This is a genomic window from Rhodopila sp. (assembly GCF_035548095.1).
In the GTDB taxonomy this organism is placed as follows: Bacteria; Pseudomonadota; Alphaproteobacteria; order Acetobacterales; family Acetobacteraceae; genus Rhodopila.
On record NZ_DASZUV010000026.1, the window covers coordinates 43,473 to 65,788 of the forward strand.

General features: G+C 67.2%; 21 protein-coding genes. 9 read left to right on the top strand and 12 right to left on the bottom strand.

Annotated elements, in window-relative coordinates; genetic code table 11:
* Positions 1–53 precede the first annotated feature (53 nt).
* The 5 genes from VHC04_RS18340 to VHC04_RS18360 all read left to right on the top strand — a co-directional run bounded on the left by VHC04_RS18340 (position 54) and on the right by VHC04_RS18360 (position 5,455).
* Positions 54–1,895, top strand: a complete 1,842-nt coding sequence (locus VHC04_RS18340) for an ABC transporter permease (RefSeq protein WP_325683952.1) — start codon at positions 54–56, stop codon at positions 1,893–1,895.
* Positions 1,892–2,701 carry an ABC transporter ATP-binding protein gene (locus VHC04_RS18345; protein ID WP_325683954.1) on the top strand — a complete coding sequence of 270 codons (810 nt, stop codon included), beginning with the start codon at positions 1,892–1,894 and terminating at the stop codon, positions 2,699–2,701. The genes VHC04_RS18340 and VHC04_RS18345 overlap by 4 nt, the downstream gene beginning before the upstream one ends.
* Positions 2,695–3,396 (top strand): ABC transporter ATP-binding protein, encoded by a 702-nt coding sequence (locus VHC04_RS18350; protein WP_325683956.1) that lies wholly within the window; start codon positions 2,695–2,697, stop codon positions 3,394–3,396. The genes VHC04_RS18345 and VHC04_RS18350 overlap by 7 nt, the downstream gene beginning before the upstream one ends.
* 240 nt (positions 3,397–3,636) lie before the next feature.
* Positions 3,637–4,677, top strand: coding sequence for a recombinase RecA (recA, locus tag VHC04_RS18355; protein ID WP_325683958.1), 1,041 nt, complete (start codon positions 3,637–3,639; stop codon positions 4,675–4,677).
* A 304-nt stretch (positions 4,678–4,981) separates the two neighbouring features.
* The gene (locus VHC04_RS18360) at positions 4,982–5,455 is read left to right on the top strand and encodes a cytidine deaminase (RefSeq protein WP_325683960.1); all 474 of its coding nucleotides are present in this window, start codon (positions 4,982–4,984) and stop codon (positions 5,453–5,455) included.
* 250 nt (positions 5,456–5,705) lie between these two features.
* Here the strand turns inward: VHC04_RS18360 and VHC04_RS18365 are convergent, their stop codons facing one another.
* Both VHC04_RS18365 and VHC04_RS18370 read right to left on the bottom strand, forming a co-directional pair.
* The gene (locus VHC04_RS18365; RefSeq protein WP_325683962.1) at positions 5,706–6,545 is read right to left on the bottom strand and encodes an aldo/keto reductase; all 840 of its coding nucleotides are present in this window, start codon (positions 6,543–6,545) and stop codon (positions 5,706–5,708) included.
* Positions 6,545–7,606, bottom strand: coding sequence for a dipeptidase (locus VHC04_RS18370; protein WP_325683964.1), 1,062 nt, complete (start codon positions 7,604–7,606; stop codon positions 6,545–6,547). The genes VHC04_RS18365 and VHC04_RS18370 overlap by 1 nt, the downstream gene beginning before the upstream one ends.
* A 28-nt stretch (positions 7,607–7,634) precedes the next feature.
* Between VHC04_RS18370 and VHC04_RS18375 the strand changes: the two genes are divergently transcribed.
* Positions 7,635–8,216: a hypothetical protein gene (locus VHC04_RS18375; protein ID WP_325683966.1), complete on the top strand. Its 582-nt coding sequence runs from the start codon at positions 7,635–7,637 to the stop codon at positions 8,214–8,216.
* Between the two features lie 11 nt (positions 8,217–8,227).
* Here VHC04_RS18375 and VHC04_RS18380 read toward each other — a convergent pair whose 3' ends face one another.
* The 3 genes from VHC04_RS18380 to VHC04_RS18390 are packed head-to-tail and all read right to left on the bottom strand — an operon-like array spanning position 8,228 to position 12,569.
* Positions 8,228–9,082, bottom strand: coding sequence for a glycosyltransferase family 25 protein (locus VHC04_RS18380; RefSeq protein ID WP_325683968.1), 855 nt, complete (start codon positions 9,080–9,082; stop codon positions 8,228–8,230).
* Positions 9,083–9,089: 7 nt separating this feature from the next.
* The gene (locus VHC04_RS18385; protein ID WP_325683970.1) at positions 9,090–11,687 is read right to left on the bottom strand and encodes a CaiB/BaiF CoA transferase family protein; all 2,598 of its coding nucleotides are present in this window, start codon (positions 11,685–11,687) and stop codon (positions 9,090–9,092) included.
* Between the two features lie 12 nt (positions 11,688–11,699).
* Positions 11,700–12,569 carry an alpha/beta fold hydrolase gene (locus tag VHC04_RS18390; RefSeq protein WP_325683972.1) on the bottom strand — a complete coding sequence of 290 codons (870 nt, stop codon included), beginning with the start codon at positions 12,567–12,569 and terminating at the stop codon, positions 11,700–11,702.
* 167 nt (positions 12,570–12,736) lie between these two features.
* Here VHC04_RS18390 and VHC04_RS18395 point away from each other — a divergent pair, with 167 nt between their 5' ends.
* Complete coding sequence (locus VHC04_RS18395) at positions 12,737–13,330, top strand: metallophosphoesterase family protein (protein WP_325683974.1); 594 nt, start codon at positions 12,737–12,739, stop codon at positions 13,328–13,330.
* Positions 13,331–13,439: 109 nt separating this feature from the next.
* On the opposite strand, the gene VHC04_RS18400 is transcribed toward VHC04_RS18395, so the two are convergent.
* The 7 genes from VHC04_RS18400 to VHC04_RS18430 form a co-directional block, all read right to left on the bottom strand.
* Positions 13,440–14,135: an ABC transporter ATP-binding protein gene (locus VHC04_RS18400; RefSeq protein WP_325683976.1), complete on the bottom strand. Its 696-nt coding sequence runs from the start codon at positions 14,133–14,135 to the stop codon at positions 13,440–13,442.
* Entirely contained in the window at positions 14,135–14,845 is a 711-nt protein-coding gene (locus tag VHC04_RS18405; protein ID WP_325683978.1) for an ABC transporter ATP-binding protein, read from the bottom strand. The genes VHC04_RS18400 and VHC04_RS18405 overlap by 1 nt, the downstream gene beginning before the upstream one ends.
* The gene (locus VHC04_RS18410) at positions 14,842–15,798 is read right to left on the bottom strand and encodes a branched-chain amino acid ABC transporter permease (RefSeq protein ID WP_325683980.1); all 957 of its coding nucleotides are present in this window, start codon (positions 15,796–15,798) and stop codon (positions 14,842–14,844) included. Before VHC04_RS18410 ends, VHC04_RS18405 begins: the two co-directional genes overlap by 4 nt.
* 3 nt (positions 15,799–15,801) lie before the next feature.
* Positions 15,802–16,668, bottom strand: coding sequence for a branched-chain amino acid ABC transporter permease (locus VHC04_RS18415; RefSeq protein ID WP_325683982.1), 867 nt, complete (start codon positions 16,666–16,668; stop codon positions 15,802–15,804).
* A gap of 3 nt (positions 16,669–16,671) precedes the next feature.
* Positions 16,672–17,829 carry an ABC transporter substrate-binding protein gene (locus VHC04_RS18420; protein ID WP_325683984.1) on the bottom strand — a complete coding sequence of 386 codons (1,158 nt, stop codon included), beginning with the start codon at positions 17,827–17,829 and terminating at the stop codon, positions 16,672–16,674.
* Positions 17,830–18,053: 224 nt separating this feature from the next.
* Positions 18,054–18,974 (bottom strand): LLM class flavin-dependent oxidoreductase, encoded by a 921-nt coding sequence (locus tag VHC04_RS18425; RefSeq protein ID WP_325683986.1) that lies wholly within the window; start codon positions 18,972–18,974, stop codon positions 18,054–18,056.
* A gap of 5 nt (positions 18,975–18,979) precedes the next feature.
* Positions 18,980–19,336, bottom strand: coding sequence for a VOC family protein (locus VHC04_RS18430; RefSeq protein WP_325683988.1), 357 nt, complete (start codon positions 19,334–19,336; stop codon positions 18,980–18,982).
* 201 nt (positions 19,337–19,537) lie between these two features.
* Between VHC04_RS18430 and VHC04_RS18435 the strand changes: the two genes are divergently transcribed.
* Both VHC04_RS18435 and VHC04_RS18440 read left to right on the top strand, forming a co-directional pair.
* Positions 19,538–20,620, top strand: coding sequence for an amidohydrolase family protein (locus VHC04_RS18435; RefSeq protein WP_325683990.1), 1,083 nt, complete (start codon positions 19,538–19,540; stop codon positions 20,618–20,620).
* Positions 20,621–20,768: 148 nt separating this feature from the next.
* Entirely contained in the window at positions 20,769–22,292 is a 1,524-nt protein-coding gene (locus VHC04_RS18440) for a hypothetical protein (RefSeq protein ID WP_325683992.1), read from the top strand.
* Positions 22,293–22,316 lie beyond the last annotated feature (24 nt).

A 22,316-nucleotide genomic window follows, 5' to 3' on the forward strand; every position in this document is an offset into this window, starting at 1 on the left:
GCTCGGCGCAGTCCCATTTGGCGTGACCTGACCCCGCTGGCTGGAGCTGCCATTTGAACGTTCTGCTGATCCAGTCGCTGACCGGGCTGGCGACCGCGTCGTCGCTGTTCCTGCTGGCCGCCGGACTGACCGTCATCTTCGGCGTGACGCGGGTGGTGAATTTCGCGCACGGCTCGCTGTTCATGCTGGGCGCCTATGGCGGCTGGACCATCCTGTCCGCGCTGCCGCGCACGCCGGTCTGGTTCGCCGCCGGCATCGTCCTGACCGGACTCGCGGTGGCGGCGATCGGGGGCCTGATCGAGGTCATGTTACTGCGGCGTATCTACCACGCGCCCGAGCTGCTGCAGTTGCTGGCGACGTTCGGCGTGGTCCTGGTGCTGCAGGACCTCACGCTGATGATCTGGGGCCCGAACGATCTCAGCCTGTCGCGACCGCCCTGGCTGCGCGGTTTCGCCACGATCGGCGGCAGCCGCATGCCGCTTTACGATCTGTGGCTGACCGCCATCGGCCCCGCCGTCCTCCTCGTGCTGTGGCTGCTGTTCACGCGCACGCGCTGGGGCACGCTGGTGCGGGCCGCGACACAGGACCGGGAGATGGTCGCCGCGCTGGGCGTGAGCCAGCATTGGCTGTTCACCTCGGTCTTCGCCCTGGGTGCCTTCCTGGCCGGCGCAGGCGGCGCGCTGACGCTACCGGATGCGTCGGCGAACCTGCAGATCGACCTGACCTCGATCGTCGATGCATTTGTCGTCGTGGTTGTCGGCGGCCTGGGCAGCCTGGGGGGGGCCTTTCTGGCCAGCCTGCTGATCGGCCTGTTGCAGGCCTTCGGCATTCTGCTGCTGCCGCAGGCGACCCTGGCCCTCACATTCGTCATCATGGCCATCGTCCTGATCCTACGGCCCAACGGGCTGCTGGGCCGTCCCCAGGCCGATGTGCGCCAGGAAGCGGAAACGGTGTCCCTGATCGGACCGGCCGAACCGATCGTGCGCCGGCTGGGGCTGGCTGTGCTGCTGGCAGCCATCGTCGCCCCGCTGGCGGTCGGCCCGTTCCTGCTGTCGGTGCTGACCGAGATGCTGATCGCGGCGCTGTTCGCCGCCTCACTGCACGCGATCATGGGCCCCGGCGGCATGCCCAGCTTCGGTCAGGCCGCTTGGTTCGGCATTGGCGCCTATGCCGCGGCCTTCGCGGTGAAATCCCTGGCGCTGCCGATAGGCGCCGGACTCCTGGCCGGCACCTGCGCCGCCGGCCTGATCGCCGTCATCGTCGGCGCGTTCCTGGTCCGGCTGTCCGGCGTCTATCTGGCGATGCTCACCCTGGCCTTCGCGCAGATCGTCTGGGCCATAGCGTTTCAGGCCGTCGACCTGACCGGCGGCGACAACGGGATCCTGGGCGTCTGGCCGCCCGCCTGGGCTGCCTCGCCGGCGGCGTTCTACTGGCTGACCCTGGCGCTGTGCGTCATGGCAATCCTGCTGCTGCGGCACATCCTGCAGACCCCGTTCGGCTATGGGCTGCGCGCGGCGCGCGACTCCGCGCAACGAGCGGCGGCGATCGGGCTGAACGGTCCGGCCTTGCGGCTGATGGCCCTGGCGCTGTCGGGCGCCGCGGCAGGGCTGGCCGGCGCGCTGACCGCGTTCAGCAAGGGCAGCGTGTTCCCGACCTATATCTCGATCGGCCGCTCCGTCGACGCCCTGATCATGGTGCTGCTGGGCGGCATCCAGACCATGAGCGGCCCGATCGTCGGAGCGCTGGTCTATACCGGGCTGTTCGATGCCCTGCTGCTGGTCACCGACCTGTGGCGCCTTGTCCTCGGCCTTGTCATCATCGTCCTCGTCCTGGCGTTTCCGCTGGGCATCGCCGGTACCGTCCAGCGTCTGTCGCGGCAGGGACAACGGGCATGACCCCGGTGCTGGACGCCGCCGGGCTGCGAAAGTCCTTTGGCGGCCAGACGGCCGTCGACGATGTCTCCTTTCGTGTCGGCGCGGGGGAAATCCGAGCGCTGATCGGGCCGAACGGCGCTGGGAAATCCACCTGCTTCAACCTGTTGAACGGGCAGCTCCGCCCGGATGGCGGCAGCGTCCGCCTGCACGGCCGGGACATCACCGGCCTGCCGCCGTGGCGCATCGCGCGGCTGGGGGTGGGCCGCACCTTCCAGATCACCGCCACCTTCGCCTCCATGACGGTGCGGGAGAACGTGCAGACCGCCCTGCTGTCGCACCGCCGCCGCATCTGGCGTTGCGGCCGGCCCGCCCGATCCCTGTTCCGCGCCGAGGCGGATGGCCTGCTGCGGCAGGTCCATCTGCCGGATCAGGCGGACAGGGCGGCGGGCGTGCTCGCCTATGGCGATCTGAAGCGCCTGGAGCTCGCCATCGCGCTGGCCGGTCAACCGGTCCTGCTGCTGATGGATGAGCCCACCGCCGGCATGGCACCGGCGGAGCGCGGGGCCCTGATGCGGCTGGTCCGCGCGTTGACGCGGCAACAAGCCATCGCCGTGCTGTTCACCGAACACGACATGGACGTGGTGTTCGGCACCGCCGACCGGATCATGGTGCTTGACCACGGCAGGCTGATCGCCGACGGCGACCCTGCGGCGGTCCGGGCGAATCCCAGGGTGCGGGCGGTCTATCTGGGCAGCGTCGGCCCGGGCAGCATCGACCCGGGCAGCATCGACCTGGGCAGCATCGACCCGGGCGGCACCGCGTGCTGACCGTCACCGACCTGCACACCTATTACGGCAGGGCCCATATCCTGCAAGGCCTGTCGTTCAGCCTGGAACCCGGCCAGGTCACCGTGCTGCTGGGCCGCAACGGCGCCGGCAAGAGCACGACGCTGAAATCGCTGATGCACCTGGTCCGCCCCGCGCGCGGCCGGATCCGCTTCGGCGGAACCGACATCACGGGCTGGCCGCCCGACCGCATCGCCAGGGCCGGCATCGGCTATGTCCCGGAAGACCGGCGCATCTTCACGACGTTGACGGTGGCGGAAAACCTCGACGTGGGACGGCAACCGGCCCGCCCCGGCCAGCCTGCCTGGACCGAGGACCGGCTGTTCGCGCTGTTCCCCAACCTCGCGGCGATGCGCCAGCGCCCTGGCGGGCAGATGAGCGGCGGAGAACAGCAGATGCTGGCCATCGCCCGCACGCTGATGGGCAGCCCGACCCTGCTGCTGCTGGACGAGCCGAACGAAGGCCTCGCCCCGATAATCGTCGAGCAGCTCGGCGGCGCGATCCGGGCGCTGAAACAGACCGGCCTGACCGTGCTGCTGGCGGAGCAGAACCTGGCCTTTGCCGCCGCGACGGCCGACCGGGCGCTGGTGATCGAAAGCGGCCGCATCGTCTGGTCCGGCACGATGCGCGCGTTCCTGGACGACGCGGCCGCGCGCACCACCTATCTGGCAATTTGATGAGGGGCCGACTCGGCGGAATCGGGTTACGCTGACGGGCGAAGCGGCAGGTTCGCCAAAAGTTCTTGAGGATCAGGCGAATCTGGAACATAACGGATACACGATCGCATGCGGTGACCGGCTATTCTGATTAGTAGTAATTTGGCGTGCGTATGCACGCATTGGTTGCGTGCACCATCGGCACATGCGATAAGGCGGGAGTAGCTCGGCGTGGCAAAAGCAGACACAGGGATCGTACCGATGGAAAAGAACAAGGCGCTCGACGCCGCCATGGCGCAGATCGAACGCGCTTTCGGCAAGGGCTCCATCATGCGCATGGGCGCCCGTAGCGGCGATGAGCAGATCGAGGTCATTCCGTCCGGTTCCCTCGGCCTCGATCTCGCCCTTGGCATTGGTGGCCTGCCGCGTGGCCGTATCATCGAGATCTACGGGCCGGAAAGCTCCGGCAAGACCACCCTCGCCCTGCATGCCATCGCCGAGGCGCAGAAGCGGGGCGGGACCTGCGCCTTCGTCGACGCCGAACACGCGCTGGACCCCGTCTATGCCCGCAAGCTGGGGGTGGATGTCGACAACCTGCTGATCAGCCAGCCCGATGCCGGCGAACAGGCGCTGGAGATTGCCGATACGCTGGTCCGGTCCGGCGCCATCGACGTGCTGGTGGTGGACAGCGTCGCCGCCCTGGTGCCCCGCGCCGAGCTGGAAGGGGAAATGGGCGACAGCCATATGGGCCTGCATGCCCGGCTGATGAGCCAGGCCCTGCGGAAAATCACCGGCAGCGTCAGCCGGTCGAAGTGCATGCTGATCTTCCTGAACCAGATCCGCATGAAGATCGGCGTGATGTTCGGCAACCCGGAGACCACGACGGGCGGCAACGCGCTGAAGTTCTATGCCTCGATCCGCATGGAAATCCGCCGCATCGGCCAGATCAAGGAGCGTGATGAGGTGGTCGGCAACCAGACGCGCGTGAAGGTGGTGAAGAACAAGCTCGCCCCGCCCTTCCGGCAGGTGGAATTCGATATCATGTATGGCGAGGGCGTCAGCAAGGTCGGTGAACTGCTGGACCTCGGCGTGAAGGCCGGCGTCGTCGAAAAATCCGGCGCGTGGTTCAGCCATGACAGCCAGCGCATCGGCCAGGGACGGGAAAACGCCAAGCAGTTCCTGCGCGACAATCCCGCCATCGCCGACGCGATCGAGGTGAAGGTGCGCGAGCAATCGGGCGTGGTGGCGAACTCCATGATGAGCGCGCCAGATGAAGCCGAGGAGGCTGAAGCGGCCGAATAAGGCCGCACATCCGGTATCCGACGCCCGGACGCCTCCGAAGAAAATATGGCTCCCGCCGCCAGAACAGATGAGCCGGGTGAATGGCGGCGGGGATACCGGTGAGACTGGCGATTGGCTTGGTCGTGGCGCGGGAACGCAAGTTGTGGAACAGTTGGCGCATGAGTCAGCGACGACAGCCATCGCATCGGCCATGCGTGCCAAAATGCCGGGCAAATCCCGCGCGCGTCCTTCACCTTCGGCGTGACGGCGGCCCGGGCGGGCCTGCCGCCGGACATCCAGGGGGACCGCATGACGGTTTCGCCGGATGAAGCTGGACCGGATGAAGCTGGAAAAGCCGAAGCGGCCGCATGGGGCCGGCTTCGAGGACCTGACCCTTTCGGACGATGACCACGCGCTGATCGCGGCCGCGAACGCGGTGCTGGAGCGGCATTACCGGCCATTCTGGCATACCGTCGCCGCCGCGATCCGCAGCCAGGACGGCCGCATCTGGACCGGCATTCACCTCGGTACCACGGTGGGTCGGCTCGCCATCTGCGCCGAGGCGGTGGCTCTGGGTCGCGCCGTGCTCGAGGGCGATGGCAGCATCGCCACCGCCGTCGCCGTCCGCCATCCCAAGCCCGAGGAAGCAGACCGCGAACTGGCGGTGGTTTCCCCCTGCGGCGGCTGTCGCGAAATGATCATGGACCACGCCCCGGAGGCCAGGATCATCCTTCAGGACTCGGGCAGCCTGATCAAATTGCCGATCCGGTCGCTGCTGGTACTGCCCTATCGGCGATAGAACGGAACCCGGCCGGACGACGCCCCGACGAAGCGGCGGCGCGATCGGGCGTGCCGGTTACGCCAGCACTTCACGCCAGCGCTCGGGCCGTCCTTCGTGACCCGCTGTTCGATCGGAAGCTGCTGGCCGATCGTCAAACGCATGTCGTCAAACGCGTGTCGTCAAATGCATCAGGGGAGCCTGTCCGGGATCGCCCATCGGCCAGGATGGCGACAGGCCGCCCATGCACCCATCGTAGACCGAGCCGCCGCTACAACAAATCCAATGGCTGCTTTCGCCGTGGCGGCGGATGCGCCGCGTCGATCGCCCGCAGATCGGCCTCGGTCAGCACCAGGTCGGCGGCGCCCGCGTTCTCCCGCACATGCGCCGCATCCGCGGCCTTGGGGATCGAGATCACGTTCGGCTGCCGCATTCCCCAGGCCAGCGCAACCTGGGCCGGGGTGGCGCCATGCCGCTGCGCCACCGCCCGCAAGGCCGCCGATCCCAGCAACCGGCGCACATGATGGCCCAGCGGCGAATATGCCATCACCGGCACCCCGCGCCGGTCGCACCAGGGCAGCAGATCGAACTCGATGCCACGGCTGTCCGGATGATACAGCACCTGATCCGCGGCGCAGCCGGAGCCGCCCGGCAGGGCAAACACCTCCGCCATGTCGTCGGCGTCGAAATTGGACACGCCCCAGTAACGGATCTTGCCGTGCCGCTTCAGATCCTCGAACGCGCCCACTGTCTCCGCCAGCGGATGACCGCCGCGCCAGTGCAACAGGTAGAGATCGATACGATCGGTCTTCAGTCGTTTCAGGCTGCGCTCGCAAGCCGCCGCCACCCCGCTGCGCGAGGCATTGCTGGGCAGCACCTTGCTGACGATGAACAGCTTGTCGCGCTGGCCGGCCGCGGCATCCGCCACCACCGTCTCGGCACCGCCATTGGCGTACATCTCGGCGGTGTCGATCAGGGTCATGCCGAGGTCGATGCCCAGCCGCAGCGCATCCGCCTCCCGCTTCGCGGCGCCCCGGTTCTCCCCCATGTACCAGGTGCCCTGCCCAAGGGCCGGCACCGTCTCCCCACCCGGCAGCGTAACCCAGCGCATCAGTCCGCGATCCTTTCCGCCTCCCGCATCACGCGGAGGAAATTGCCGCCCCACAGTTTCTGCAGCGCACCGCAATCATAGCCGCGACGTAATAATTCCGCCGTCACGTTCGGGCAGTCGGCCGCGCTGGTCCAGTCGCGGATCCAGCCGCCGCCGTCGAAATCCGAGGAAATTCCCACATGATCGATGCCGATCCGCTTCACCGCATAGTCCACATGGTCGCAGAAATCGGCGACCGTGACGTCCTCGGGCTTGGCATTCGGCTTCAGGAAAGCGGCGACGGCGGTGATCTGGATCACCCCTTTGACGTCGCGGATCACATCCAGCTGCCAGTCGGCCATGTTGCGCGAATGGTCGCACAGCGCGCTGACGCAGGAATGGGTGGAGACGATCGGGGAGCGTGACACCTCGGCCGCCTGCAGCATCGTATCGCGGGAGGTGTGCGCGACATCGACCAGCATGCCCAGCCTGTTCATCACCGCGATGGCGGACTTGCCCAGCGCGGAAAGGCCGCCATGCTCGACCTCCCGGTCACCCAGGTCGCGGCGCGGATTGCAGCTGTCGGCCAGGCCGTTATGGCCGTTATGGGTCAATGTCATGTAGACCGCGCCGCGCTTGCGAAACTCCGCCAGCCGGCCGAGGTCGGAGCCGATCGCGTAGCCGTTCTCCACGCACGGCACGGCGGCCAGGGCACCCTCGCGCTTCGCCGTTTCGATCGCATCGGCGTTGGGCGTGGTACGGATTTTGATGTCGGAGACGGTGTCCTGCATCGCCCCGATCCGGTCCAGCATGGCGATGGCGCGGTTATAGGCCGCGTCCTCGGCTGTCATCTGGCGCGTGTTCTGTGGCACATAGGCGACGAAGCACCCCGCCGAGAGGCCGCCGCGCACCATCTTGGGCAGGTCGACGCGGCGCGTGCCCTCCTGGAACGGGTCGGGACCGATCGGCCAAGGGATGTCGATATGGGTATCGAGGGTGACGACCTGCTGGTGGATCGCAAGCGCCGCATCCAGCGCGCCATCGTCCTGGCCCCGCTCGGGGGTGTGCACGGCATCGTTCATGCAGGCTAGGCTTACAGATATCCGCGCGGTGCGGAAGAGGCCATGGGCCGTCCTGCCATGGGCTGCGGCAGGACTGTGCGCCGCCGCGCCGGCGCCCGAGGTGATCGGCACCTGGCGGCTGATCTGCGCGCCCGGCCCATCCGAGGGCTGCCTGCTGCGGCACCGTGACGCTGATCTGCGCCTTGGTCCGTACCGCATCGCCGTCGAAGTCCGGTCGGTCTCCGGCGTCCTGGTACCGGTGGTCGCCGTCCATGGCGTGCCGGCGCAGAAGGTGGTCGGGTCGGTACTCGGGATCGTGATCGGACTGCGGCTGGATGGCGGCAACTGGCTGGAGCTGCCTTGCGCCCCCACCCTGCTATGCACCCCGACCGCGGAGCTTGCCCCGGCCCTGGCCACCGCCTTCCCGGGTGCCGCGTCGATGCGCCTCCGGCTGCAGGTCACCTTGCCGAACGGCGATACCCTGCCGCGGCCGGAGCACGCGTTCGACCTGCGCGCCACCAGTGCGGCGCTCGGCCGGCTGACATCCGGCGGCGTGATCGCCACCGCCAGCCCGGCCCCGTCGGCATCGGACTGGATGGGGATGCTGCGGGCACTGGTCGGGCGGCGCTGATCCTCGGCGGGTCAGCGCGCCGGCATCGCATCCAGCAACGCGGCGCAATTCCGGAAATCAGCCCGCAGCGCCTCGGGGACCGGTGCCAGGGCGGCAAGGCCGGACCGCAGCCGCTTCAGGTCGATATCGATATAGAAGGCGGCCCTGGGCAGATCGACAATCAGCCGTTCCGCCACCGTTTCGCGCGGCCGGTGGATCGTGGTGCGCGCCACATCCTTGTCCCTGGCCATGCCCGGATAGGGAAAATGGACCGAGGTGACGAAGGGAAACAGGCAGCCGGCGGTGATGGAGCCGTCCTTCACCAGCCGGGCGAGATACAGGTCCACCGGCTGACGCATCCCCGCCTGCTCCTCCTGGCGCAGCAGGCCCGCCAGCTTGCCGGCCGCGCCGGGATGCACGACATAGGACGCCATGCAGGCCCAGTAGGTGCCGGCGAAAACATTGAACGCGCCGGTCGACCGGTGGTCGCGGTAATAGGCCAGGCAGTCGCGGGTGAATTCCGGGTTGCCGGGCAGCAACATATCGGTGAAGACGATGTCGAAATGGTCCAACACCCGGTCGACGATCATGGCCAGGTGCCTGGCGAAGCCGCGGCACAGCAGCGCGTCATCCTCCAGCACGTGAACCGGCCGGCCGGAGGCGGCGCCGGCTTCGATCGCGCCCAGATGCGACAGGAAACACCCGGCCTCACCGGGTGTCACGGCGTAACGGCCGGCCGGCAGCATCGCCCCGTCGATCCCGGGAAAGCGACGATAGCGGCCGGCCAGTCCCGCTCGGGCTATCTCCGCCTCGACCGCGCGCCGCCGTTGCGGGCTGCGATCGAGGTTGATGTAGAAGCCCTGCGCCGGGGCCATGGCAATCGGCACGGACCGGTCAGATGACGCCCTCCTCCGCCAGGCGTTCGATGTCCGAGGCACTCATGCCCAACAGGTTCGTGAACAGCCACACATTGTCCTCGCCATAGCCGGGCGCGCCGCGGTCGATCGGACCACCGATATAGGCGGGGGTACGGGACAGTTTCATCGGCAACTCATAGACCGGCCAGGTGCCGATCTTGGTGCCGGTGACCTCGGTAAGCCATTTCAGGTGGCGCAGCTGCGGGTCGTTGTCGCACCGGTCCTCGGCATTCTGGCAGACACCGGCGGGCACGCCGGCATTCTGCAGCGCGATCATCACGTCCTCCGCGGTGCGGGTGGCGGTCCAGGCGGACACGGCCTGATCCAGCGCGTCCTGATGTGCCAGGCGATCGGCCAGGGTGGCGAACCGCCTGTCCTCCAGCCAGGACGATTGGCCGGACACGCGGCACAGGGCCTGCCATTCCGCTTCATCGAAGCAGGCGACCGCCACCCAGCGGTCGGTGCCCTTGCAGCGATAGGCCCCATGCGGCGCCGCCGGCTTGTAGGGTGAGCGGTTGCCGTACCGGGTCCACACGCGATCGTTCGCCGACCAGTCCAGGATCGATGTCCCGGTCAGGAACAAGCCGGATTCGCACTGGGAGGCGTCGATCCACTGTCCCTCCCCGGTGCGGTCGCGGTGATACAGCGCGCCCAGCAACGCCAGCGCGTAGCCGTAGGCACCCATCCAGTCCAGATAGGAGTATCCCCAGCCGACCGGCATGGCCGGTTCCGGCAGGCCCGACATCTCCGACTGGCCGCCGAACGCCGCCGCCACCGGCCCGACCGTGCGCATCCGCCCATAGGTGCCGTGCGCGCCCATGCCGGCCTGCTGGATGTAGATGATATCCGGCCGGATCTTCTTCATTACGTCATAGCCGAGACCCAGGCGCTGCAGCACCCCGGGGGAGAACCCCTCGGCCACAATGTCGCAGATGCGGACCAGGTCCTTGGCGATCTGCAACCCTTTCGGGTGACGAATATTCAGGGAGATGCCGCGCTTGCCGGCGTTCTTGTTGTTGAACTGCCCGCCCATGTCGGGGTCTTTCACCCCCGGCAGCGGTCCGGTCGCCTTGTCGCGCGCCGCGCGGCCGCCGACCGGCGCCATCGCGGCAAGGCGGGTATCCGGGTTGTCCTTCCATTCCACCTTGTAGCTTTCCGCCCCCATCGCGGCGAGGAACCGTGTGCCGCCGGCCGAGGCCAGGAACCAGGCGAAATCCAGGATTTTCACGCCCTGCAACGGGAAGGCCTTGCCATGCAGGGCGGATGTCAGCGGATTGGCGTCGGGCCTGGCCTGGGCTGGCACCGCGGGCTGCCTGGCCGGGGCGCCCAGGACGGCTTCGGAATCCTCGCCCAGCAGCGGCGCGCGGCGGCCGACCTGCCAGCTGGTACGGTTGGTCAGCCATTTGCTGGTCGGATAGCAGAACGACCGTCCCTGTTCGGGGTGATAAACCTCGGCGAAGGATTTGCGGGCGATCCAGTGCGGATCCAGCGCGTTTTCGTGTGGTTTCCGCAACGGGGCCCACAGCAGCCCGGCCTCCTGCGCCTCCAGCCAGGGCATGTCCTGATAGGTCCAGGCGCGGGCGAAGCGCTGCACCACGTCGATCATGTGCGCCTTGGACTCGTCGCTGGCCGTGCTGCCCGGCACCGCACGCGCCTTCAGGTCCGCATCCGGTGGCGGCGGCTGCAGGTCCGCCTGCATGCCGTATTTCGTCAGCAGCGGCACCAGGTTCTTCAGATCGCGCGCGCCCATCCCGTGGGAGATGAACCAGCGCCCATCCTTGGTGTGCATGATGGACGGCGACGCGTTCGGCGTCTCCAGCGCGTGCCGGCAGGTCAGCCGCCACAGCGGCACCCGCCGCATCACCCAATGCATGATGTCCAGTTCCGGGTTCTTCGACACCGCCTCGTGCACCGCCACAGAAACGTCCTGGCCTTCGCCGGTGCGGTGGCGGGCGATCAGCGCGGCCAGGATGCCGGTGGCGAGCTGTTCACCGGCGATATGATAGGCGTGCCAGACCTGCGGCGCGATTGGCGGTGTGTCGTATTCGCCGTTCGGGTTCGGGTCGTAGCCGCAATTCATCATGATCCCGCCCAGGGCGAGGTGGATCAGGTCGGAGCCCTTGAAATCCGCCCAAGGCCCGTCATCGCCGAACGGCGTCATGCGGGCGGTGACCAGTTTCGGGAAGCGGGCGTTCAGCGCGGCGCGGTCCAGCCCGAGCGCCGTGTTCAGCGCGCCGCAGGACGAATCCAGCAGGATATCGGCACCGTCCAGCAGCCGCAGGAAATCGGCGTTGCGCTGCTGGATGTCCAGGACGACGGACTTCTTGTTCCGGTTATAGTTCCAGAAGAACAGGGACCGTTCCGGACCCGGGCTGTCTTCCAGGAACGGGCCGATGCGGCGGGTGGCGCTGCCTTCCGGCGGCTCGACCTTGATCACCTCGGCGCCCAGGCCGGCCAGCAGCAGGCCGGTATACTCGGCGCGCTCATCGGCCACCTCGATCACCCGCAGCCCTTCGAGCATGCCGGGTCCGGCGTTGCCCATCATCTCGCCCGGGCCGGTCGTCAGTTCGGTCATGGATCGTTTCCTTCAGGATTTGGGCCGTGTGCGACCCAGCATGTCCAGCAGCGCGGGATTGACGAAGTCCGGCGACTCATAGGCCGCCCAGTGACCGGTCTTCGGAATCAGCCTGATATCCGCGTCCGGTTTGTGTTTGCGCAGCGTCTCCACCCGCTCCGGCCCCTTGGGATTGGCCGGGGCGTCGAACTCGCCCCACATGCCGTTCAGCGGCGATTGCAGCCGGTCGATCGCTCGCATGATCGCGCCGCTACGGGAAATCTGCGGCGTGCGCAGGCGGGACCGCACCGTGTTCCAGTCCTGGATCACGACAGCGAGGTCATCGATCTTGTCCGGATCGGCGATCATCAGGCGCGAGAGGTTGACGCGGTGCGTGTCCCACCGCTCCTGCCCTTCCAGATGGCGCACCTTCTCCAGCTTCACCTGCGAGCCCAGCGCGCCGACGCCGGAAGAGCCGATGATGGTGACGGACCGCACCCGTTTGCCGCGCAGCGCGCCGACGCAGGCGGCCATGGTGCCGCCGAAGGAGAAACCGACGACGTCGTAGCTCGTTTCGGGGCCGATGATACGGTCGATACCATCCGCCACCACGGCGGCGATGGCGTCGGCATCATCCGGTTCGGGTGGCATGTCGGATTCGCCCAGGCCCGGCAGGTCCGGCACCAGCACACGCCAGGCCGGCAGCAGCGCCGGGATGGTGCGGATCCAGTGGCGCCAGGACCCGGCGCCGCCATGGAACAGGACGGCGACAGGCGCGGTGCCGCCGGATTCATCCCACAGATGCCAGACCATCCGGCCTTCCCCGCATGGCGTTTCGTGGCGCGTGGCCCGGGCTTGAAGATGGTCGATGATGGCCTGCGGGTGGTCAGCGTGGTCGTTCATCCTGGGCGGCATCCTGTGTTCGGCTTGAACGCCAGTTTACAGGCCGGCGGCCGGTGTCGCCAAATCCACCCGCCACGTGGTAGGCTGGACCGGCAAGCCATACCCAATAACCCCGAACGCCGCGGCGGCCCGAACGGCCCGGCCGCGGTCACGATGGAATCTGTCGCTTGAAGATCGGTATCGTCTCGGACCTGCACTGCAATATCCATGGACTGGATCTGGCGTTGGACGCCATGGGCGATGTCGATGAGCTGCTGTGCTGCGGCGACGCGATATTCGAATACAAATTCTCGAACGAGGTGGTGACACGGCTGATCGAGCGGAAGGCGCATATCATCCAAGGCAACCACGAAGAAGTCTTTCTCTCCTCCGCCGGCGTCCGTGCTCGGGAGCGTCCGGGGATCGACCCCGACCTGGTGCGGTTCCTGGCGGAGCAACCGCCCCGCCGGTACTTGCAGTTCGGCAACAAGCGCATCCTGATGGTGCACTCGACACCCTGGGAGCCGCGCGGCGAATATGTCCATCCGCACAGCACCAAGTTGCGCCGCTTCGCCGAGGCCGACGCCGATATCGTGCTGTATGGCCATACCCATTGCCAGACGGTGCAACGCATCGGCAACGTCCTGATCGTCAACCCCGGCTCCGCGGGGGATGCCAGGGACAGCAGCAATGACCGTCAGCTCAGCTGCGCCGTGCTGGATACCGCGACGGATGAAGTCGACATCATCAACTATCCTGATCCCCGCTATGCCGCGGGTTGATGCCGGCTGAGGCGCGATCGCCCGAAGCCGGCGGTTGAAGGGCGTGAACCGTGCTTGTGAATCAAAGAGTTGATAGAGCACGACAGGATCAACCTGACCCTGTCGTGCATTAGAGATATTCGTCCGCCAGCGCCAGGTCGCGGATCACGTCGACCGGGCCGCCGCGCCTGACCTCGCCGCCGCGCATGACATAGCCGCTGGTGGCGAGCTTCAGCGCCGGCCGAGCCATTTGTTCGGTCATGAGGACGGTGGTGCCGCGGGCCCGAAGCTGCCCGATGGCTTCCGCGATCTGGCGGATCCACACCGGCGCCAGGCCCAGGAACGGCTCATCGAGCAACAGCAATTTCGGAAACGATGCCATGGCCCGGCTGAGCGCGACGATCTGCTGCTGCCCGCCCGAGAGCTGGCCGGCCGGCTGGTCGGCGCGCTCCACCAGCAGCGGGAAGACCGACCGCAGCCAGTCCAGCGCCTGCGTCTGGCGCGCCCGGCCGAGGCCGAACGCGCCGGCCAGCACGTTGTCGGTGACGGACATGGTGGGGAAAACCCGCCGCCCTTCCGGTGAATAGCCAATCCCCATGCGGGCTCGGCGTTCGCAGGGGACCCGCCCCAGGTCGTTGCCATCGAAAACGATGCGACCCTGGGCGGCGGGGACCAGTCCGATGATGGCGTTGATGGTGCTGGACTTGCCGGCGCCGTTGGCGCCGACAAGCAGCACCGTCTCCCCCTCCGGCACATCGATCGAAACGCCCGACAGGGCGATGATCCCGCCATACCGGACCCACAGATTCTCGATGCGCAGCAGCATCAGGCCGCCTCCTCCCCCAGATAGGCGGCGATGACATCCGGGCGCGCCAGAACCTCGGCGGGCGGCCCGTCAGCCAGCAGGGTGCCCGCGTCCAGCACGAGGATGCGCGGGCACAGCCGGCGGATCAGGTCCATGTCGTGCTCGACGATCAGCACGCTGGTACCGGATTCGCGCACGCGATGCACGAAGGCGTCGACGATTTTGCGTTCGTTCCGTTCCAGCCCCGCGGCCGGCTCATCCAGCAGAAGAATCCGCGGCGATATCGCGAAGGCCATGACCAGACCGAGGATCTTTTGCAGGCCGTAGGGCAGCTTGTCGGCGATTTCCTGCTGGCGCGGCGCCAGGCCGAAATCGACCAGCATCGCGGACAGGCCGGCGGGCGCGCTGCGGCGGCCAAACCGGACGGCACGTGCAACGTTTTCCGCCACCGTGACGCTTTTGAACGTATTGGTCTGCTGGAAACTGCGGGCAAGGCCCAATCGGCTGATCGCATAGGCCGGTTGGTTGGTGATGTCCCGATCCCCCAGGACGACGCGGCCCCCCGACGCCATCTGGCGGCCGGAGATCACGTTGATCAGCGTGGTCTTGCCGGCACCGTTCGGGCCGATCACTCCCAGCAATCCGCCGGATGGCAGGTCGAAGCTGATGTCCTGGAAAACGCGCAGTCCGCCGAACCGCTTGGACAGGGAGTCAACGCGCAGATCTGTCATGGCCTGCCCTTCCACCGTCCAGCCAGGGATGCGATGGTCCCGACCACGCCGCCGCGGGCCACCAGCACGACAACCAGGATCAGCACACCATACAGGCCCTGGGCGTACTGGCCATGCGTGCCGAACAGGTTGGTGGCGTAGACCAGCCCCCCTGCCCCCACCAGCGGCCCCAGGATGGATGCCCTGCCGCCCACGATCGTATAGGCAATGAAATCGACCGCCGTGGCGGACGCGAAGGAGCTGGGATGCGCCGTCAGCAGCATGCTGACCAGGGCGAACCCGGCAAGCCCGGCCACGCCGGCGGACACGACGAAGCCCAGCGCCTTGAAGCGCCAGACAACGAGGCCGAGGCTTTCAGCCAGGATCTCGTTCTCCTCGATCGCCGCGAAGTGCTGGCGGAAGAAGCGCGTCAGCGCGCCGGTGATGACCGTCGCCAGGATCGCCAGGCCGCAGCAGAACTGCAGCACCTGGCGGTTGCTGGCCATGTCGACGCCCAGCAGCGTCACCGGCGGCACGCCGGAGATGCCGTTCGATCCGCCGGTCAGAGCCGGCGTTTCAAACAACAGCAACTGCATGATTTCAGACAGCACGAAGGTCACCAGGACGAAGTAGGTTCCGCGCAGCCGCAGCACCAGCGCGCCCAGTGGAATCGCGACCAGGGCGGGCAGCAGAAAAGCCCCGATGGTCACGACGAAGGCGTTGGTGATGTCATACTGGCCGGCGATGGCGACGGTATAGCCGCCGATCGCCATGAAAGCCGGCGTGGCGAAAGACAACAGGTTCATCCGCAGCATGATCCAGACGCTCTGCGCCGCGATGAAGCCGATGAAGGCCTGGTTCAGAACCGAGTAGACCAGCACACTTCGTGTGTACATCGGAACGAGAAAGCCGCAGGCCAGGACCACGACCGCCAGCAGCTCGGCCCACCCGAACAGGGAAATCCGGCCGCGCATCGATCAGGCGCCGCGGACCGTACGACCCATCAGGCCGGTGGGACGGAAGACCAGCAGCAGCAGCACCAGCACGAACAGGATCAGCGCACCGATCGAGCCGCCGAAATAGACGCTGCAGAAGGCCTCCACCAGACCGACCGTGAAGGCGGCGACGGCGGCCCCTTCCAATGAGCCCAGCCCGCCGAGGATGACGGTCAGAAAAGATGTCGCCAGCACCGGATCGCCAACACCGGGCGACAATGCCAGGATCGGCGTCACCAGCGCGCCGGTCAGCCCGGCCAGCCCGGTGGCCAGGGCGAAGGCCATCGGGAACAGAAGCTTCGGGCGCAATCCCTGCGCCATCGCAACCGCCCGGTCATCGGCCAATGCACGCAGGCCACGGCCCAGATCGGTGCGGTACAGCACTGTCCACAACGCGGCGAGCGCGGCGAGGCAGATGGCCATGACGATCAGGTTCTCCTGCGGCACATAGATCGGCCCCAGGTGCAGGGCGCCGCTGACCGGAAAGCGGAACTCCATCGCCAGCGGGCCGAAGATCGTCAGCATCCCGGTCGACAGGACGAGATAGAGGCCCAGCGTCAGCATCAACGTGGCCAGGTGGTCGTCGACCAGCGGTTCCAGCAGAAACAGCTCAAACACCCAGCCCAGCGCGCCGGCTGCCAGCACGGCGGCAAGAACGGCCAGGGGATACGGCAGCCCGGCATAGGCCACGCAGCTATACGCGACATAGCCGCCCAGCATGTAGAACCCGCCATGGGCGAAGTTGACCACGCCCAGAATGCCGAAGATCAGCGTGAACCCCAGCGCCAGCAGGGCGTACTGGGCACCCAGGCTCAATCCGATGATGACGGCTTGAAGAAACTCGGCCACGGTCTATTCGGGCTTCACGTCCTGGCGTTCCACCCCGAGGTTCTTCCCATCCTTGATGATGCCGACCCCGAACGGAAACTGCAGTTCCTGCGCGATGCCGAACTGCTTCTTGCCGCCCCAGTACCCCTTGCCGATATTCGGGTCCTCGACCGGCAGCGTGCGCAGCGCCGCGGCCACCTTCTGTGCGTCGTCGGTGCCGGCGATGCCGATCGCCTTCAACGTCATCCTGGCTGCCGGCAGGTCCGCCCAGAAGGATGTGCCGCCGACCGGGTCCTTGCCCATCAGCTTGCGGTACTCGTCGTCGATGGCCTTGACCTTGGGATCGTCGGTCGGCACGGTCTCGAACCAGTAGAAGTTCTGCAGAACGTCGATGCCGCCGGACACGCGCAGGATCTCGTCCGTCCCCGGCCCGCCCAGGCGGCCGATCGGCCCCTTGAACCCGGCCAGCCGCAGCTGCTTCACGATGACCCCGGCATCGCCCGGCGGCGAGGAGGCCGTGTCGACGACATCGGGATTGGCCGCCAGAATCCGTGTCACGATGGGGGCGAAATTCGTCGTTCCGCGCTGATAGTATTCCTCGGTCGTCTTGAGTCCGTTGGCGCGGTACGCTTCCGCGTCAACGGTGGCGATATCGGTGCCGCCCTGGTCGTTCGGCGCGATCAGCGCCACGCTCTTCATCGGAAAATCCTTCATCACGCGCTTGATCATGGCATCCGCCCAGGCGGCAGGCCCGGGTGCGATGTGGAACATCAGCGGATATTTCGGCTCCAGCGCATTCTTGGCGTATGCCGCATTCCAGGCAATCTGTCCGTTGCGGGCGGCGACGGGCTTGATACCTGTTGCCTCGGGTGAACCGACCGGACCGATGATGACATGAATGTCCTGCGCGGCCAGCGCGTTGGAGCCTGCGGCGGCGCCATCGGCGGTGTATTTGCTATCGTACGGCACAACCGTGACCTTGCACGGCTTGCCATCGATCTTGACGCCACCCGCCTGGTTCACCTCGGCGGCGGCGAACTGCGCCGCGGTCAGCATCGCCAGCCCCCACTGCGCCGCGCCGCCCGACATCGGGCCCATGGCACCGATCTTCAGCTCGCAGGGCTGGGCATGCGCCGCCACCGGCAGCGCGAGCGCCGTGGCAATCAGAAGGCCGAGCTTCATGGTCCGTATCCTCTTGGCTGGCGGCAAATTTTACCGTTGTCACCGCCGATGTGGTTCACGACAGCGTGAAACGGGGGCGTGCGAGCGTCAAGGGCGGTGGCGATGACGTTGCGATATCGGTATCAAATCCAGCACCGGGGCCGAATGCGCTGGCAAGGCGGCGCGGCGATCCGCGGCCTCCGCTGCCGCGGGACCTGGCCGAATTCCGAGCCTGCCCGTCCTCGCTATCCCGATGCGCCTATCGCCGCGGCACAGGCCTCCAGCTGCTCCTGATGGTTCGCGATCGGATTCAGCAACAGGTGGTTGGCACCCATCGCAACGAATTCCTCCAGCCGCGCGGCGATCGTTTCGGCGGTGCCGTACAGTCCGGATGTCTCGGTCCCGGCTGGATTGTGATAGACCTCGGCATACCAGCGGTGCAGCATCGCGCGCGCCTTGGCCGGATCGTCATCGATCGCCATGAAGATGCGCTTGGAGATCGGGAACTGGTCCGGATCCCTGCCTGATTTCTCCAGCTCCGCCTTCAGGATCGGGACCGACCGCCGGAAATCCTCGGTCGTCGAGCCTCCGGCGCCCATCCACCCGTCGGCAAGCGCCGCCGCGCGGCGGATCGCGTCCGGATGCCCGACTCCCGCCCAGATCGGCAGGGGCTGCTGCACCGGCCGGATACCCAGCCGGATAGTCTCGACATCGTAGAACCGGCCCTTGAACGTCACCCGCTCCTGCGACCACAGCGCTCGGATCAGTGATAGTTGCTCACGGAACCGGCCGACGCGTCCCTCCGGCGGGACCTCGAATTCCCGATAATGCGCCGGACGTCCGATGCCCACGCCCATCACCGCCCTGCCCCCGCTCAGCGCGTCCAGGGACGCCCATTGATGCGCGGTCATGCGCGGGTCGTGCACCGGCAGCACCAGGACCGAGGCACCCAGCCGAATCCGGCTGGTGACCGCCGCCGCGTAGGTCAGCACCGCGACCGGATCGAACGAGGTCACATGGTCCAACGTGTTCTCGGTGACCCAGAGATCGCGGAAACCCAGCGCCTCGGCGCGCTGAGCCACGCCCCGAACGGTCGCGGGCGCGATCGGATCAGGCGACCGGTGCGGCAACGACATGCCGAACGGGATTCTGTCGATCAGCGCCATGACCGTCATGCCTTCTCGATGATTTCCATCTGCGCGCCGTCGGGCGCCGCGACGAAGGCGACGCGGTTGCCGCTGCCGCCTTTCAACTCCTCCAGCACCTGGACGCCATTGCCGCGCAGGGCCGCCAGGGTGGCGGGATAGTCGTCCGTCACCACCGCCATATGCTCGATGCCGTAATGCTGTTCATGGTTCTGGTCGGCGATGATCCCGGTCAGGTTGAGCTGCAGCCCGTGCAGGTCGAGCTGCCAGCCGCGGCCTGGAATCTCGGCTTTCACCGTGGCACCGAAATTTTCGATATAATACTGCATCGTCTTCTTCACGTCGGGCGATTTCAGATGGACGTGCTGCACGGTCAAGGCCATGGTCGTTCCCCTATTCTCGGTGGTTCCGCGATCGTGGCCGGTTCCCCGGCCCGCCGCAAGCCAGGGGCGCCACGCCAGGGGCGCCACGCTTGACCGGTGGACGGTCCCGCGCCACGGATTTCCCGGTCGCGCCAGTAGGGGCGCGCCAGCAGGGTCGCGCCAGCAGGGCAGACGCCAGCAACGGCAGAGGAAGGAAACGCCATGACCACCGACACCCGCAAGACCGCGTTCGGCCGCATCTTTCCGCCGCGTCCGGACTGGCTGGCCAAGGCGCCGGCCGAGCCGATCATCGATCCGGACCTGCCGATCATCGACACCCATCACCATCTGTGGCAGCGCGTCGGCGCCGGCAGGGGTGAGTCGTGGGAAGTGCCGTCGTTCCGCTATCTGCTGCACGAATACCTGGCCGACTGCGCCACCGGCCACAACATCGTCGGCAGCGTGTTCCTGCAGTGCCACGCTATGTACCGATCCGGCGGCCCGGCCCCGATGCGGCCGGTGGGCGAAACGGAATTCGTTGCCGGCATCGCCGCCATGAGCGATTCTGGCGGCTACGGCAAGACCAGGGTGGCGGCCGGGATTGTCGGCTACGCCGACCTGACCGCCGGCGACTGGGTCACGCCGGTGCTGGAAGCCCATATCAGGGCCGGCGGTGGCCGGTTCCGCGGCGTGCGGCACTCGGCGGGTTACGATGCCGATCCGGTCATCGGAAACAGCGCACCCGACCTGCGACCGGGCCTGTATCTGCGCGACGATTTCCGGCAGGGCCTGAAACGGTTGTCGGCGCTGGGGCTGTCGCTGGATGCCTGGGGATTCCATCCGCAGATCCCCGATATCACCGACCTGGCGCGCGCCTTCCCCGGCACCAACATCATCGTCGGCCATTGCGGCGGGCCGCTGGGCTATGGCCGTTACACCGGCAAGCAGGATGACGTCTTCGCCGATTGGAAACGATCTGTCACCGAGCTCGCCAGGTGCCAGAACGTGACGATGAAGCTGGGCGGCATGATGATGCGGCTGGCGGCCTATGACTATATGGGGCTGGATGCCCCGCCATCGTCGGAACAACTCGCCGCGCATTGGCGGCCCTATGTGGAGACCTGCATCGAACTGTTCGGCGCGAACCGCTGCATCGCGGAGAGCAACTTCCCGGTCGAGAAGATGGGCATCGGCTTCGCCGCCCTGTTCAACGCCCTGAAACGGATCGCGTCCGGCTGCTCGGCCGACGAAAAGGCGGCGATCTTTGCCGGGACCGCCCGACATGTGTATAGACTCGATTGTTGACGCCGGCTTGACGGATCGGCGGGGAGACGGCAGTCTTTTGCAAGGACTGCCGCCGATGCGTGCTGGCGTCCAGGCCATGGTGTGGCCTGTCCCGCACGTCTGATCAAATCGAGAGGATACCCACCCCAGCCGTCAGGAGCCGAAGATCATGCCGCGACCCGTCCAGTTTCCACCCGAGATCGAACCGCTCGTCCAGTTCATCGAGGAGACGCCCCGCGGTGAGATCGTCGATGCGACGCTTCGGAAACTCCGGGACGGCGTGCCGGCACGGACGATGCTGATGGCCTCGGCGCTGGCCGTCACCCGCTCCTCCGACCTGCCGCCAGGCCATCATGGCGGGCCGCTGCACCCGCTGGCCGGGCTCTACGCGGTGACGAAACTCGCCGAACGCATGGAAGGCGAGGACCGGCTGCTTCCCGTGGTGCAGCACGTCGCGCTGGCCAACAAGCACATTCACGACCCCGTCACCGGGCCGTTCCAGCTGCTGGAATACGCGCCGCTGGATGCCGCCTCCGCGCAGTTCAGCCGCACCGCCGACCTGGCCGCCGACGGGTCCGGCGAGGTGGTGACGGAGGCCGGGATCGATGCCACGAAAGCCGCGTTCCTGAATGCCTGCTCCCGCGGGGAGAGTCACCGGGCGGACCACCTGTTCCTGTGGCTATGGCAGAACATCCCGGCGATCGAGGCGTTCGACCTGCTGCTGAGCGTGGCGAACCCGAAGAACGCGCTGGACGACCACTACTTCATCTTCCCGGCCCAGTTGTGGCGGGCGCTGGAGATCTACGGGCATGAGCACCTGGCGGTGCTGATGCGTCCGGCGGTCCGTTACGTGGCCCGCATGCCGACACTGCGCGCGGTGCCGGAGATCGACGCGCTGATCGAGCAGTACGGGCTGCTGCAGCGCGTGCTGCGCCAGCGCAGCGGCGCCGATGAAACGGCGGCGATCGGCGCGGCGGGTGAGGCGATCGGCGCGGTCGACCGCTATGACCAGATCCCGCGCATCCTGGCGCAGGCGCTGGCCGACGGGCTGTCGCTGGAAGGCGCCGGGGAGGCGTTGTCGATCGGCGCCGCGGGGCTGTTCCTGCGCTCGCAGACCGGCAATCCGATGGATGTGCACCTGCACACGTCGGCCAATCTGCGGCGCTACCTGCTGCGGCTGGACGGGCTGTCCCTCCGCAACAAGCTGCTGTGCCTGCTGCTGTGGCACACCGGGCCCGAGGTGAAGTCGACCCAGTACCGCATGATGCCGGCCCCGCAGCCGGACATGGCGGCGGTGGCGGCGCTGCCGCATCGGTCGCAGGACGAACTGCTAAAGGCGATCACCTGGTCGATCCACCACCAGCCGGCCACCGACTGGTCGCAGGTGACCAACCTCGGAAAGATGATGGCGGTGCCCGAGGTGCGGGAGGCGGTCAACCTGGCCCAGCAATACGTGACCCTCGGCTATAGCCCCGACGTGCTGATACGGCGCCTGGGTGAGATCGTCTGCCACGACAATTTCACCGAGATGCACGCGTTCAAGCACCATCAGGCGATCGTCGAGGAATTTCATGCCACGCGCGAACCGTGGCGGTGGATGCACCTGGTGTGCGGCGTGCAGGCCGCGGCGATTTCCTTCGGCAAGAACATGGAAGTCTACGAGGCCGCGCTGGATCTGATGCACGCGGCGTAAGGCTGGCGTGCAAGCCATGCGATG

Excerpts from the sequence above, each read along its gene's own strand:
- VHC04_RS18345 (WP_325683954.1), top strand. The coding sequence starts at position 1,892 with ATGACCCCGGTGCTGGACGCCGCCGGGCTGCGAAAGTCCTTTGGCGGC.
- recA (WP_325683958.1), top strand. The coding sequence starts at position 3,637 with ATGGAAAAGAACAAGGCGCTCGACGCCGCCATGGCGCAGATCGAACGC.
- VHC04_RS18360 (WP_325683960.1), top strand. The coding sequence starts at position 4,982 with ATGAAGCTGGACCGGATGAAGCTGGAAAAGCCGAAGCGGCCGCATGGG.
- VHC04_RS18365 (WP_325683962.1), bottom strand. The coding sequence starts at position 6,545 with ATGCGCTGGGTTACGCTGCCGGGTGGGGAGACGGTGCCGGCCCTTGGG.
- VHC04_RS18370 (WP_325683964.1), bottom strand. The coding sequence starts at position 7,606 with ATGAACGATGCCGTGCACACCCCCGAGCGGGGCCAGGACGATGGCGCG.
- VHC04_RS18385 (WP_325683970.1), bottom strand. The coding sequence starts at position 11,687 with ATGACCGAACTGACGACCGGCCCGGGCGAGATGATGGGCAACGCCGGA.
- VHC04_RS18390 (WP_325683972.1), bottom strand. The coding sequence starts at position 12,569 with ATGAACGACCACGCTGACCACCCGCAGGCCATCATCGACCATCTTCAA.
- VHC04_RS18400 (WP_325683976.1), bottom strand. The coding sequence starts at position 14,135 with ATGCTGCTGCGCATCGAGAATCTGTGGGTCCGGTATGGCGGGATCATC.
- VHC04_RS18405 (WP_325683978.1), bottom strand. The coding sequence starts at position 14,845 with ATGACAGATCTGCGCGTTGACTCCCTGTCCAAGCGGTTCGGCGGACTG.
- VHC04_RS18410 (WP_325683980.1), bottom strand. The coding sequence starts at position 15,798 with ATGCGCGGCCGGATTTCCCTGTTCGGGTGGGCCGAGCTGCTGGCGGTC.
- VHC04_RS18420 (WP_325683984.1), bottom strand. The coding sequence starts at position 17,829 with ATGAAGCTCGGCCTTCTGATTGCCACGGCGCTCGCGCTGCCGGTGGCG.
- VHC04_RS18425 (WP_325683986.1), bottom strand. The coding sequence starts at position 18,974 with ATGGCGCTGATCGACAGAATCCCGTTCGGCATGTCGTTGCCGCACCGG.
- VHC04_RS18430 (WP_325683988.1), bottom strand. The coding sequence starts at position 19,336 with ATGGCCTTGACCGTGCAGCACGTCCATCTGAAATCGCCCGACGTGAAG.
- VHC04_RS18435 (WP_325683990.1), top strand. The coding sequence starts at position 19,538 with ATGACCACCGACACCCGCAAGACCGCGTTCGGCCGCATCTTTCCGCCG.
- VHC04_RS18440 (WP_325683992.1), top strand. The coding sequence starts at position 20,769 with ATGCCGCGACCCGTCCAGTTTCCACCCGAGATCGAACCGCTCGTCCAG.